Source organism: Mycolicibacterium sp. MU0053, assembly GCF_963378095.1.
Taxonomy (GTDB): domain Bacteria; phylum Actinomycetota; class Actinomycetes; order Mycobacteriales; family Mycobacteriaceae; genus Mycobacterium; species Mycobacterium burgundiense.
The window spans coordinates 1,045,923-1,058,359 of the sequence record NZ_OY726397.1 but is presented as its reverse complement, the minus strand read 5'-3'; the positions used below and the strand labels follow the sequence as shown (position 1 = coordinate 1,058,359).

The following is a 12,437-nucleotide window of genomic DNA, read 5'->3' as shown; positions in this document are numbered from 1 at the left end:
TTGCACCACCGTCTTTTTTAGGAGAACGCCATGCCCGAAGCCGTCATTGTCGCCACCGCCCGGTCGCCCATCGGCCGCGCCGTCAAGGGGTCGCTGGCCACCATGCGCCCCGACGATCTCGCCGCCCAGATGGTCCGCGCCGCCCTCGACAAGGTGCCGTCGCTGGACCCGCGCGAGATCGACGATCTGATGATGGGCTGCGCGCAGCCCGCCGGTGAGGCCGGCTACAACATCGGCCGCGCGGTGGCCGTCGAGCTCGGCTACGACTTCCTGCCCGGCACCACGGTCAACCGCTACTGTTCGTCGTCGCTGCAGACCACTCGGATGGCGTTCCACGCCATCAAGGCCGGCGAGGGCGACGTGTTCATCTCCGCGGGCGTGGAGACCGTGTCCCGGTTCGGGGTCGGTGCCGCCGACGGCGCGCCCAACAGCAAGAACCCGATGTTCGACGAGGCACAGGCGCGGACCGCGAAGCAGGCCGAGGGCGCCGACGAGTGGCGCGACCCGCGCGCGGACGGACTGATCCCCGACGTCTACATCGCCATGGGCCAGACCGCCGAGAATGTGGCGCTGTACACCGGGATCAGCCGCGAAGACCAGGACCACTGGGGCGTGCGTTCGCAGAACCGCGCCGAAGAGGCCATCAAGAGCGGTTTCTTCGAGCGCGAGATCGTGCCGGTGACGTTGCCCGACGGCACCGTCGTCGCCACCGATGACGGCCCGCGCGCCGGCACCACCTACGAGAAGATCAGCCAGCTCAAGCCCGTGTTCCGGCCCAACGGCACCATCACCGCGGGCAACGCCTGCCCGTTGAACGACGGCGCCGCCGCGGTGGTCATCATGAGCGACACCAAGGCCAAGGAGCTCGGCCTGACCCCCCTGGCGCGCATCGTGTCCACCGGGGTGTCCGGGCTGTCGCCGGAGATCATGGGCCTGGGCCCGATCGAGGCGATCAAGCGGGCGCTCGCGAAGGCGGGCAAGACCATCTCCGATATCGATCTGGTGGAGATCAACGAGGCGTTCGCGGTGCAGGTGCTCGGCTCGGCACGCGAGCTCGGCATCGACAAGGACAAGCTCAACGTGTCCGGCGGGGCGATCGCGCTCGGGCACCCGTTCGGCATGACCGGCGCCCGCATCACCGCGACGCTGCTCAACAACCTGACCACGCACGACAAGACGTTCGGCATCGAGTCGATGTGCGTCGGCGGCGGCCAGGGCATGGCGATGGTGCTGGAGCGCCTGTCCTAGCTTTTCGTTGAGGCTGCGCTCACCGTGCAAATGTCCGACTGAGTGACCCGCACGGTTGGCGCAGCCTCAACGCAACGAAAAAGGCCCGGTGCGGGATGCGCCGGGCCTTCCTCGTGTCGGTACTAGTCGCTCTGGAAGTAACTGAGCAGACGCAGGATCTCGATGTACAGCCAGACCAGGGTGACGGTCAGGCCCAGGGCCACGCCCCAGCCGGCCTTCTCGGGGGCTCCGGCGCGGATCATCTGATCGGCCGCATCGAAGTCGATCAGGAAGCTGAAGGCCGCCAGACCGATGCAGACCAGCGAGAAGCCGATGGCCAGCATGCCGCCGTCGCGCAGACCCAGGCCCGCGCCACCGTTGAGGCCGAAGATCGCGGCCCCGAAGTTGGCCAGCATCAGCACCAGCACGCCGATCATGCCGGCGACGATCATCCGGGTGAACTTCGGCGTCACGCGGATGGCGCCGGTCTTGTAGACCACCAACATCCCGAAGAACACGCCGAGCGTCCCGATGACCGCCTGCAGGATCATCGCGCCGCCGCCCGAGGACATCAGGTTGGCGAAGATGAACGAGATTGCGCCGAGGAACAGGCCCTCGAGGGCCGCGTAGCTCAGCACGATCGCCGGGTTGTCCTGCTTACGACCGAAGGTCGCCACCAGCACCAGTGCCAGGCCGCCGAGTGCGCCGACCAAGGCGAACGGCGTCGCCAGGGCCAGGTTGGCCGAAACGAGGAAGTAGGAGATGACACCCACCACGGACAGCACGGCGAGCGTGATACCCGTCTTGGTGACGACATCGTCGATGGTCAGCGGGCGCGAAACGCCGCGCTGCTGCTGATCGAGATAGGGCTCGTAACCCTGCTGTACCTGCGCTGCTGCAGCGGCGCCGGCCACACCAGAGCCGAATGTCGCGTACCCGCCCTGCTGCTTAGGCAGCGAACGAAATACCGGATTGCTGGTTTCCCGCACCGTGGGTTCCTTTCCTGTGAGGTCCCTGGAAGTCTGACACGAACACTGGTGCAACGAATAGCACCCCGACCAGGTTCCGGTTTTCACCGCGAATATTTCTTCGATCCTGCCCTGCGCAGGCCGGGGGCGCCACCCGCCGTTCACCTGGCAATACTAGGATGTCCAACTATTGACGTTTCGAAATCATTCCGCTCGACGAACAGGACGAATCCGCGTGACCGACGAGATCCTGACCCGCGTCGATAACGGCGTCGGCATCCTGACGCTCAATCGACCCAAGGCCATCAACTCGCTGAACCAGACCATGGTCGACGTGCTGGCCGAAACGCTGGCCGCCTGGGCCGACGATGACGACATCCGTGCGGTGCTCGTCGAGGGCGCCGGCGAACGCGGCCTGTGCGCCGGCGGCGACGTCGTGGCGCTTTACCACAGCGCCCGCGCCGACGGCAGCGCCGCGCGCAAGTTCTGGTTCGACGAGTACCGGATGAACGCGCTGATCGGCGACTACCCCAAGCCCTACATCGCCCTGATGGACGGCATCGTGATGGGCGGCGGCGTCGGCGTGGCCGCCCACGGCAGCGTGCGCGTCGTCACCGACACCACCAAGATGGCCATGCCGGAAGTCGGCATCGGCTTCATTCCCGACGTCGGCGGCACCTACCTGCTGTCCCGCGCGCCCGGCGCGCTGGGTCTGCATGCGGCGCTGACGGGTTCACCGTTCTCCGGCGCCGACGCGATCGCCCTGGGTTTCGCCGACCACTTCGTCCCGCACGACAAGCTCGCCGAACTCACCGCCGACATCGTCGCGGGCGACATCGACGCCGCGGTCGCCAAGCACGCCGTGGCGCCCCCGGCCAGCGACCTTGTCGCCCAGCGGCATTGGATCGACGACTGCTTCGCCGGCGATACCGTCTCCGACATCATCGCCGCCCTGCGCGGCCACGACGCGGGCCCGGCCAACGACGCGGCCAACGTGATCGCCGGCCGCTCGCCCATTGCCCTGTCGGTCACCCTGGAATCCGTGCGTCGCGCCAAGACACTGGAATCCCTGCGCGATGCGCTGGTCCAGGAGTACCGCGTGTCCTGCGCCTCGGCGCGCTCGCACGACTTCGTCGAGGGCATCCGCGCCCAGTTGGTCGACAAGGACCGAAACCCGACGTGGTCGCCGGCCTCGCTGGGCGAGGTCACCCGCGAGGATATCGAAAACTACTTCGCCCCAGCCGATCCCGATCTGACGTTCTGAGAAGGAGTGCACATGAGCCAATACGAAACCATCATCGTCGAGCGCGAGGACCGCGTCGGACTCATCACGCTCAACCGCCCGAAGGCGCTCAACGCGCTGAACAGCCAGGTGATGAACGAAGTCACCGCCGCCGCCCGCGAACTCGACAACGACCCCGGCATCGGCGCGATCGTCATCACCGGCAGCGAAAAGGCGTTCGCCGCGGGTGCGGACATCAAGGAGATGGCCGACCTGTCGTTCGCCGACGTGTTCGGTTCCGACTTCTTCGCCAAATGGGGTGAGTTCGCCGGGGTCCGCACCCCGACCATCGCCGCGGTGGCCGGCTACGCGCTCGGCGGCGGTTGCGAGTTGGCGATGATGTGCGATCTGCTGATCGCCGCGGACACTGCCAAATTCGGCCAGCCCGAGATCAAGCTCGGGGTGCTGCCCGGCATGGGCGGCAGCCAGCGGTTGACGCGCGCCATCGGCAAGGCCAAGGCGATGGACCTGATCCTGACCGGACGCAACATGGATGCCGAGGAGGCCGAACGGGCCGGACTGGTGTCGCGGATCGTCCCGGCCGCCGACCTGCTGAGCGAGGCGAAGGCCGTCGCCGCCACCATCTCCCAGATGTCGCTGTCGGCAGCACGGATGGCCAAGGAGGCCGTCAACCGGTCCTTCGAGACCACCCTGACCGAGGGTCTGCTCTATGAACGCCGACTGTTCCACTCGGCCTTCGCCACCGAGGACCAGTCCGAGGGCATGGCCGCATTCGCCGAGAAGAGGACTGCGCAGTTCAAACACCGTTAAGGTGCTCTGGTGACCGATGCGGACGCCGCCGATACCGAGGCCAGTGGGCCCGTAGCCACCATTGACCCGCCCGAACCGGAATCACCGCCCGCCGAACGGGCCTCCGACGGGCCGTGGTGGGCCAGGCACTACACCTTCTTCGGCACCGCCGTGGGTCTGGCGTTCATCTTCCTGTCGCTGACGCCGTCGCTGCTGCCACGCGGACCGATGTTTCAGGGCCTGGTCAGCGGCGGCGCCGGCGCGGCCGGCTACCTGATCGGCGTGTTCGCGGTATGGCTGGTGCGCTACATGCGCGGAAAGGATTCCAGCCCAACCGCTCCCGGCTGGGCCTGGATCGCCCTGGTGGTGGTCGGGGTGGCCGGGATGGTCGGCATGCAGTTCTTCTTCCAGCACTGGCAGGACGACGTTCGCGACCTGATGGGCGTGGCGCACCTGCGCTGGTACAACTACCCGCAGGCCGCGCTGCTGGCCGTGATCGTGTGGTTCGTGATCGTCGAGATCGGCCAGTTGCTGCGGCGGCTGGTGCTGTTTTTGATGCGGCAGCTGGAACGCGTTGCCCCACCGCGGGTTTCGGGCGTGATCGCGGTCGGCCTGGTGGTCGCGTTGAGTATCGCGCTGCTCAACGGCGTCGTTGCCCGCGTCGCGATGGACTGGCTCAACAGCACCTTCGCGGCCATCAACGACGAGGACTCACCGGACACCGCGCCACCGACCACGCCGATGCGTTCGGGCGGCCCGGAATCACTGGTGTCCTGGGAATCGTTGGGACACCAGGGCCGCATCTTCGTCTCCGGCGGTCCCAGCGTCGAGGACCTCACGGCCTTCAACCGCGCGCCCGCCCAGGACCCCATCCGCGCGTATGCGGGCCTCGACACGGCCGACAACATCCGCGAGACCGCCGAGCTGGCCGCGCGCGAACTCCTGCGGACCGGCGGCCTGGACCGCCAGGTGGTGGCCGTGGCGACAACCACCGGCACCGGCTGGATCAACGAGGCCGAGGCGTCCGCGCTGGAGTACATGTACAACGGCGACACCGCGATCGTGTCCATGCAGTACTCGTTCCTGCCGAGCTGGCTGTCCTTTCTCGTCGACCAGGAGAACGCGCGGCAGGCCGGCCAGGCGCTGTTCGAGGCCGTCGACGAGTTGGTCAACGAGTTGCCGGAGGCGCAGCGCCCCAAGGTGGTGGTGTTCGGCGAAAGCCTCGGCTCCTTCGGCGGCGAGGCACCGTTCCTGAGCCTGAACAATCTCGTCGCACGCACCGACGGCGCGCTGTTCTCCGGGCCGACCTTCAACAACACCATCTGGACTCAGCTGACGGCGGACCGCGATGCGGGCTCGCCCATGTGGTTGCCGATCTACGAGGACGGCGAGAATGTGCGCTTTGTCGCGCGTCCGGACAATCTGAACCGGCCCGCCGATCCCTGGAGCGAACCTCGGGTGGTGTACCTGCAGCACGCCTCGGATCCCATTGCGTGGTGGACGCCGGATCTGCTGTTCCGCGAACCGGATTGGCTGCGCGAGCCACGCGGCTACGACGTCTCACCGCGCATGCATTGGATTCCGGTGGTGACGTTCCTGCAGGTTTCCGCGGACATGGCGGTGGCCGTCGACGTGCCCGACGGTCACGGCCACAAGTACGTCAAGGACGTGGTGAACGGCTGGGCCGCGGTGCTGCAACCGCCGGGGTGGACGCCGGAGAAGACCGAGCGGCTACGACCGATGGTGCACGGCGACGAGAACGGCTGACCCCCACCAGGGCGTGGTAGCCGCCGATGACGTCGGTGGCACGGTGCAGGCCGAGGTCCTGCAGCGCGGCCGCGGCCAGGCTGGAGCTGTAACCCTCCGAGCACAGGATCAACCATTCGACGTCGTCGTCGACGGCCTGCGGGATCCGGGCCTCGCTGGTCGGATCGCAGCGCCACTCCAGCACGTTGCGTTCGATGATCAGCGCACCGGGCACCTCGCCCTCGCGGCCGCGCTGGGCGGCGGGCCGGATGTCGACCAGGACCGCGCCGCGCGCCAGCGCCCGCGGCACCTCGTCGGCGGGCAGTCGGTGCAACCGGGCCCGGGCCGCCGCCAGCACCACGTCGATCCGGCTCATGGTCAACCCTCCGGCTGATCGGTCAACTCGGTGCGCTGCCGACGCAGCGTGCCGCGCTCGGTCACCTCGTAGTACGACATGGCGGTCAGCCGCGGCGAGTAGGCGTGCACACTCAGCGTCGGCTGCTGCGCCGCGGCGCCCACCGCCGTCGGCGCCCACACCACGTCGTGCACCCACCCCAGCGGGAACGCGGCCTGATCGCCGGCCACCAACCGTCGGCGTCGCAAATGGTCACCGTTCCAACGGTATTCGTGCAGCGCACCGGACAGCACGGTCAGCGCGCCCAGCGAGCCGCCGTGGTCGTGCAGGTCGGTGGGGTGGCCGGGAGCCCAGCTGATCAACCACACGTCGAGGTCGTCGTCGGAGTGCAGGCGGGTGAACCACCGGTCGTCGACGGGCACGCCGCCGGGCGGCAGCAGATGGTCGTAGTGGCCATCGAGGAAGTCGGCGGCGGCGCGGTCGGTGGCCGCGAGCAGGTCGGGCAACCGCAGCCGGGACGGATCGGAGACGGCGGGAACCGGTGAAAGGGCGTGGGTGGGCAGCACGGCAGTGGACATGGCGGAACTCCTGAGACGACGAGACGGGAAAGGGGCGGTCAGCAGGACCGACAACACATCCGTTTCGTCATGGCGAACACCATCGCACGCCCGCCCGCAGCGCCGCACGAGTTAATCTCACGGTGATTCTGGCGCGCGGTCGGCGGCTGCCGCCCCGAGCGCCGCACCCACGCTCTAGATTGGTGCGTATGCGCAGGTATCCCAATGTGAACCCGTGGGGTGGCGCGGTGCTGGCTCTGGTCGCCGCGACGCTCGGTGCGGGCTGTTCGTCGGGCCAGGACGAGGCCGCCGAATCCGCCGCGCCCGCCCCGTCGACGTCCACCTCGGAGATGCCGGCGCCGCCGGCCGAACCGGTTCCGGCGGGCGCGGTCGGCGTCTCCCCCGGCGGGATCACCACCCGCGTCGACGTGCCCTCGGTGGCCACCGAGTCCCAGTACGGCCAGGCCTGCCTGGCCGCCAAGCGGTGGATCGACGCGCAGGGCGGCGACCCGAAGGTCCAGGTCGAGCCGTACCTGAAAGTCCTGCAGGAGCCCGGCTTCAGCGATCCGGGCAACTTCCACACCCCGTGGTCGGAGTTGACCCCCGCGCAGCAGGCGGGCGTCATCTTGGCCGTCAACGCCGCCGCCGACGGGCAATGCGGGTAGCGGCCGCGAGGCGATGACGTCATGCGGGTAGCCCTGGCACTCGGCAGCGGCGGGGCCCGCGGCTACGCCCACATCGGCGTGATCAACGAACTCAGCGAGCGCGGGCACGACATAGTCGGGACCGCCGGATCCTCGATGGGGGCGCTGGTCGGTGGGCTGCACGCGGCCGGCAAGCTCGACGAATACAGCACCTGGGCAAGCTCTTTGACGCAACGCACGGTGCTGCGTCTGCTGGACCCGTCGCTGACCGCGGCCGGGATTCTGCGCGCCGAGAAGATCCTGGACGCGGTGCGGGAGATCCTCGGGGACAGCACAATCGAGGACTTGCCCATCCCGTTCACGGCGGTCTGCACCGACCTGATCGCCGGTAAGGCGGTGTGGTTGCAACAAGGCGAGGTCTCCGAGGCAATCCGCGCCTCGATCGCCATTCCGGGCGTCATCTCGCCGCATGTGCTCGACGGGCGGCTGCTGGCCGACGGCGGCATCCTCAGTCCCATTCCGATGGCACCGATCGCCTCGGTGAATGCCGACATGACGATCGCGGTCGGGTTGTCCGGTGACGATCCGGAGGCGCGGCGGTCGGCGCGCGAGCGCCCGACCACCGAATGGCTCAAGCGGTGGCGCAGCACCTCCTCGCTGCTGGACACCAAGGCCGCGCGATCGCTGCTGGAGACCTCGACGGGCCGGGCGGTGCTGGGCCGGTTCGCCACCGTCGAGGACGCCGACGCCGAGTCGGCCGACGAGCCCGCCGAACCCATGGTGCCCCGGCTGGGTGGATTCGAGGTCATGAACCGCACCATCGACATCGCTCAGAACGCGCTGGCCCGCTACACCCTGGCCGCCTACCCACCGGATCTGTACATCGAGGTGCCGCGCACGGTGTGCCGCAGCCTGGACTTCCACCGCGCCGACGAGGTCATCGGGATCGGGCAGGAGTTGGCCGCCGCGGCCCTGGACACCGTGGGCGAGCGTCCCTCAGAGCCCTAGGAAAGTCGCGATCCGCGCGGCCTCGCGCCGGCCCTGGGCGCGGCCCGCCTGCGCCGACGGGATCCGGCACGCCGGGTCCAGCGGATTGCGCCCGAAGGCGGCCAGCGCGCCGGCGTCGGCGAAGATCGCCAACGTCCGACCGTCGGCGGCAGCGATCTCCTCGGCCGTGGACACGCCCCACGGCGACGGGGCATCCGCCGCGGCGGGCACCAGGACGACCGCGGTCGCGCAGTCCGCCGCGAAGACCATGTTGACGGTGCTGGCCACGCCGCCGTCCAGGTAGCGGCGGCCGCCGATCGTCACCGGCGGCCACGCCCCGGGCACCGCACAGCTGGCCGCGACGGCGTCGACGAGTTCGACACCGCAGCGGCGGCCGAAGGCCAGCAGTTCCCCGGTATCGATGTCGATCGCGGTCAGGCGCAGGTCGCGGTCGGGCCACTGGAGCGACGGCAGCCGGTGCGCGATCACCTCGCGGCGCACCGCCTCGCTGACGGTGTCGGCCTGCGCCGCCACCGCACCGATCTTCCGCAGCTTTTCGGCCTTGGTCGCGTTCGGGGTGAGCATCGCCGCCAGGAACAGCCCGGCGACGTCGTCGATCTCGACCCCCGGGTCGATCTCGGCGGATTCGGCCGACAACTGCCGGTCGAACAGCTCCGCGAGGCTCATGGGGCTGCTGATCTGGGCGGCGACGGCCGCACCCGCGGACGTACCGACCAGCACGTCGGAGGCGACCAGCGCTCGACCCACCTCCGGTGCCACGTCGCTGATGCCCAGCAGCACACCGGTTTCCCACGCGATCCCGGCCAGGCCGCCGCCGCCGAGCACCAGCGCGCGGCGGTCCTCAGACATCGGTGCGCGCCAGCCGCGGCGCCGCCTTCGCCGACAGCAGCGGCAGATCCAAATATGTCGCGATGCCCGGCGGTGCGGCGCAGACGGCGGGCACCGAGTTCACGCAATGCGCCGCGGTGGCCACGATTCCGGTTTCCTCCGCGGCGCCGACCTCGCTCTGGAAGCCCTTGAGGCTCACGGTGAAGTCCGGATTGCCCTTCACTTCGATCTCGTAGCGCTGACCTTCGGGACCGAAAGTCCAGGCCGGGTCCAGGTTTTGCTCACCCATCAGCCAGTTCACCGTGACCCGAACCACCACCTCATCGCCAACCACGGCTTCCCAGTGGAACTTTCGAGCCGCCACCTGACCGGGTTCGATGACGCCCAGCGGAGATTCGATCGGGGCGGTCGCGACCGCGATCTGCTGGCGGGACCGGATCTGCGGGTCGGCGTCGAAGCCGACGGTGTCGACGATCATCTTGACGGCCTGCATGAATCCGCCGTCGAGCAACTTCTGCATCGGGCCGCTCAGCGCCTTGTCCGGGGTGTCACCGAAGCCCATCACATGCCGCAGCACCTCGGGTGCATCATAGGTCCGCAGGTCGGAGAACTCTTCGGCGCGAACGTAAGTCACCGCGGTGGACATGGCCGAAAGCAGCAGCGGGAACTTCTCGCTGATGCCGCCGGGCGCGATTCCGGTGCCGTGCAGGGTGACGTTGCCGGCCAGCGCCGCCTCGATCAGCGGTGCGGCCTGACGGGGGCTCGGGTAGATCCAGCCGACCGGGGTCACCACGTTCTTTCCCGAGCGCAGCAACGCCGCGACCTCGTCGGGGATCGGCAGCAGCGGGGCGTAGATCACGGCATCGGCGTCCAGGGCCAGGATCTGCTCGACACTGTTGGTGGCGGTCACCCCGAGTGAATCCGCACCGATCAGGTCGCCGACGTCCTTGCCGGCCTTGTCCGGTGAATGCACCCAGCACCCGGCCAACTCGAGGTCGGGATGGTCCAGCACGGCCCGGATGGCCGCGACGCCGACACCGCCGGTTGCCCACTGCACGACCCTCAACGCCACGACCGGCCTCCTCGGCAGAACTAGAACACGTTCTAAGTCATCTTGGCGGGTGCGGCCCGGTTTGTACATGGCCCGCCCCGCCGAGCAGACGCAGAATCGCCCAATCCGGCCCCTACCCAGGGGAGTTTGCGTCTGCTCGCGCTGATTGGGCGCGCGCGGGCAGCGTCACCAGCGCCGCCACCAGAAAGCACAACGCGCCGACGAAGGTGCCGACGTTGGCCAGTCGCTGGTCGGCGACGGTGCCGGCGCCGCGGACAACTGCGCCGACGGCCGACGCGCCGAATGCCACCGACCCGATCAGGTTGAGCCAGCCGGCCTGCCATTCCCGCGAATCGGGGCGCAGCCACCCCCCGCCGCGCACCACCAGGTACACCGCCACCGCACTGCTGACGAGGAACAGCGTCGAGCCGAACGCATCCGGGGTCCAGACGAAGTCTCGCTCGGCGGGTACGCGGTGCGCCCACACCGCGGCGCCGGTGCTGAGGTTGAACATCACCGTCCCGGCCAACTGCGTGGATGCCGAAAGCCGTTCGGGCACCTGCGGTCCCGCCCCGCGCCACTGGATGAACGCGGCGCTGGTGAAGAACCAGGATCCGATGAAGCACAGCACGTTGGTGCCGGTGGCGGTGACGACGGCCGGAACGCCGGGCGCGGTGGCGACCGCGAAGAACGTCGCACCCACGGCGAACAGCCAACACTGAAGGCGCAGGGTCATTGCGGAACCACGGTAGCAATCGCCTACATTCGACTGACCACCGATCAAAGGGGATCTGAGATGGGTCAGCAGCCGTCGCGAGCCGCCAACAAGGTCTATGTCGTGGGAGTCGGCATGACCAAGTTCGAGAAGCCGGGGAGCCGCGAAGGCTGGGATTACCCGCAGATGGCCAAGGAGTCCGGCACCAAGGCGCTGCAGGACGCCGGGGTGGACTACACCGAGATCGAGCAGGGCTACGTCGGGTACGTCGCCGGTGACTCCACCTGCGGTCAGCGGGCGCTCTACGAACTGGGCATGACCGGCATCCCGATTGTCAATGTCAACAACAACTGCTCCACCGGATCGACCGCGCTGTACCTGGGTGCGCAGGCCATCCGCGGGGGGTTGGCGGACTGCGTGCTGGCGTTGGGCTTCGAGAAGATGCAACCGGGGTCGTTGAGCGGGGGCTCCGAGGACCGGGAGTCTCCCATGAAGCGCCACATTCTGGCGCTCAACGAGATCGACGAGATGCAATTTCCGGTGGCGCCGTGGATGTTCGGGGCGGCGGGCCGCGAGCACATGAAGAAGTACGGCACCACCGCCGAGCATTTCGCCAAGATCGGCTACAAGAATCACAAGCATTCGGTGAACAATCCGTATGCGCAGTTCCAGGACGAGTACACGCTCGAGGACATCCTGGCCGCCAAGATGATCTCCGATCCGCTGACCAAGCTGCAATGTTCGCCGACTTCGGACGGTTCGGCGGCGGTGGTGCTGGCCAGCGAGGACTACGTGGCCAAGCACAATCTGGCCGGCCAGGCCGTCGAGATCGTCGGGCAGTCGATGACCACCGACTTCGCCTCGACCTTCGACGGCAGCGCCGCCAACGTCATCGGCCATGACATGAACGTGCAAGCCGCCCGGCAGGTTTACGACCAGTCCGGCCTGGGTCCGCAGGACTTCCAGGTCATCGAACTGCACGACTGCTTCTCGGCCAACGAGTTGCTGCTGTACGAGGCGCTGGGCCTGTGCGGCCCGGGCGAGGCGCCGGCGCTCATCGACGACAACCAGACCACCTACGGCGGACGCTGGGTGGTCAACCCGTCTGGCGGGCTGATCTCGAAGGGCCATCCGCTCGGCGCCACCGGGTTGGCCCAGTGCAGCGAGCTGACCTGGCAGCTGCGCGGTACCGCCGACAAGCGCCAGGTCGACGGCGTCACCGCGGCGCTGCAGCACAACATCGGGCTCGGTGGCGCCGCCGTCGTCACCGCGTATCAGCGCGCCGAACGCTAGTCACCGCCCCGGC

The 12,437-nt window shown here is 68.6% G+C and carries 13 protein-coding genes; 7 read left to right on the top strand and 6 right to left on the bottom strand.

Annotated elements, in window-relative coordinates:
• Positions 1 to 30 precede the first annotated feature (30 nt).
• Positions 31 to 1,248 (top strand): acetyl-CoA C-acetyltransferase, encoded by a 1,218-nt coding sequence (locus tag RCP80_RS04970; RefSeq protein ID WP_308481273.1) that lies wholly within the window; start codon positions 31 to 33, stop codon positions 1,246 to 1,248.
• A gap of 122 nt (positions 1,249 to 1,370) precedes the next feature.
• Here RCP80_RS04970 and RCP80_RS04965 read toward each other — a convergent pair whose 3' ends face one another.
• Positions 1,371 to 2,216, bottom strand: a complete 846-nt coding sequence (locus RCP80_RS04965; RefSeq protein ID WP_308481272.1) for a Bax inhibitor-1/YccA family protein — start codon at positions 2,214 to 2,216, stop codon at positions 1,371 to 1,373.
• Between the two features lie 208 nt (positions 2,217 to 2,424).
• On the opposite strand from RCP80_RS04965, the gene RCP80_RS04960 reads away from it, so the two are divergent.
• From RCP80_RS04960 to RCP80_RS04950, 3 genes are read left to right on the top strand one after another with little or no spacing between them, the layout of a single operon-like run.
• Positions 2,425 to 3,459 (top strand): enoyl-CoA hydratase/isomerase family protein, encoded by a 1,035-nt coding sequence (locus tag RCP80_RS04960; protein WP_308482708.1) that lies wholly within the window; start codon positions 2,425 to 2,427, stop codon positions 3,457 to 3,459.
• A gap of 12 nt (positions 3,460 to 3,471) precedes the next feature.
• Positions 3,472 to 4,248 carry an enoyl-CoA hydratase gene (locus tag RCP80_RS04955; protein ID WP_308481271.1) on the top strand — a complete coding sequence of 259 codons (777 nt, stop codon included), beginning with the start codon at positions 3,472 to 3,474 and terminating at the stop codon, positions 4,246 to 4,248.
• A 60-nt stretch (positions 4,249 to 4,308) separates the two neighbouring features.
• On the top strand, positions 4,309 to 5,994 hold the full coding sequence (locus RCP80_RS04950; protein ID WP_308482707.1) for an alpha/beta hydrolase: 1,686 nt from the start codon (positions 4,309 to 4,311) through the stop codon (positions 5,992 to 5,994).
• On the opposite strand, the gene RCP80_RS04945 is transcribed toward RCP80_RS04950, so the two are convergent.
• The gene (locus tag RCP80_RS04945) at positions 5,888 to 6,349 is read right to left on the bottom strand and encodes a rhodanese-like domain-containing protein (RefSeq protein WP_308481270.1); all 462 of its coding nucleotides are present in this window, start codon (positions 6,347 to 6,349) and stop codon (positions 5,888 to 5,890) included. The genes RCP80_RS04950 and RCP80_RS04945 overlap by 107 nt on opposite strands.
• Before the next feature lie 2 nt (positions 6,350 to 6,351).
• Positions 6,352 to 6,906: a cysteine dioxygenase gene (locus tag RCP80_RS04940; protein WP_308481269.1), complete on the bottom strand. Its 555-nt coding sequence runs from the start codon at positions 6,904 to 6,906 to the stop codon at positions 6,352 to 6,354.
• Between the two features lie 188 nt (positions 6,907 to 7,094).
• On the opposite strand from RCP80_RS04940, the gene RCP80_RS04935 reads away from it, so the two are divergent.
• Positions 7,095 to 7,550, top strand: a complete 456-nt coding sequence (locus RCP80_RS04935; RefSeq protein WP_308481268.1) for a lipoprotein LpqV — start codon at positions 7,095 to 7,097, stop codon at positions 7,548 to 7,550.
• 21 nt (positions 7,551 to 7,571) lie between these two features.
• A complete protein-coding gene (locus RCP80_RS04930) occupies positions 7,572 to 8,537 on the top strand; it encodes a patatin-like phospholipase family protein (RefSeq protein ID WP_308481267.1) in 966 nt (321 codons plus the stop codon).
• Here RCP80_RS04930 and RCP80_RS04925 read toward each other — a convergent pair.
• From RCP80_RS04925 to RCP80_RS04915, 3 genes are all read right to left on the bottom strand, one after another.
• Positions 8,526 to 9,386: a patatin-like phospholipase family protein gene (locus tag RCP80_RS04925; protein ID WP_308481266.1), complete on the bottom strand. Its 861-nt coding sequence runs from the start codon at positions 9,384 to 9,386 to the stop codon at positions 8,526 to 8,528. The two genes, RCP80_RS04930 and RCP80_RS04925, sit on opposite strands and share 12 nt — an antisense overlap.
• Entirely contained in the window at positions 9,379 to 10,437 is a 1,059-nt protein-coding gene (locus RCP80_RS04920; RefSeq protein ID WP_308481264.1) for an NAD(P)H-dependent amine dehydrogenase family protein, read from the bottom strand. Before RCP80_RS04920 ends, RCP80_RS04925 begins: the two co-directional genes overlap by 8 nt.
• A gap of 112 nt (positions 10,438 to 10,549) precedes the next feature.
• The gene (locus tag RCP80_RS04915; protein ID WP_308481263.1) at positions 10,550 to 11,152 is read right to left on the bottom strand and encodes a hypothetical protein; all 603 of its coding nucleotides are present in this window, start codon (positions 11,150 to 11,152) and stop codon (positions 10,550 to 10,552) included.
• A gap of 60 nt (positions 11,153 to 11,212) precedes the next feature.
• On the opposite strand from RCP80_RS04915, the gene RCP80_RS04910 reads away from it, so the two are divergent.
• Positions 11,213 to 12,424: a lipid-transfer protein gene (locus tag RCP80_RS04910; protein WP_308481262.1), complete on the top strand. Its 1,212-nt coding sequence runs from the start codon at positions 11,213 to 11,215 to the stop codon at positions 12,422 to 12,424.
• Positions 12,425 to 12,437: the final 13 nt, after the last annotated feature.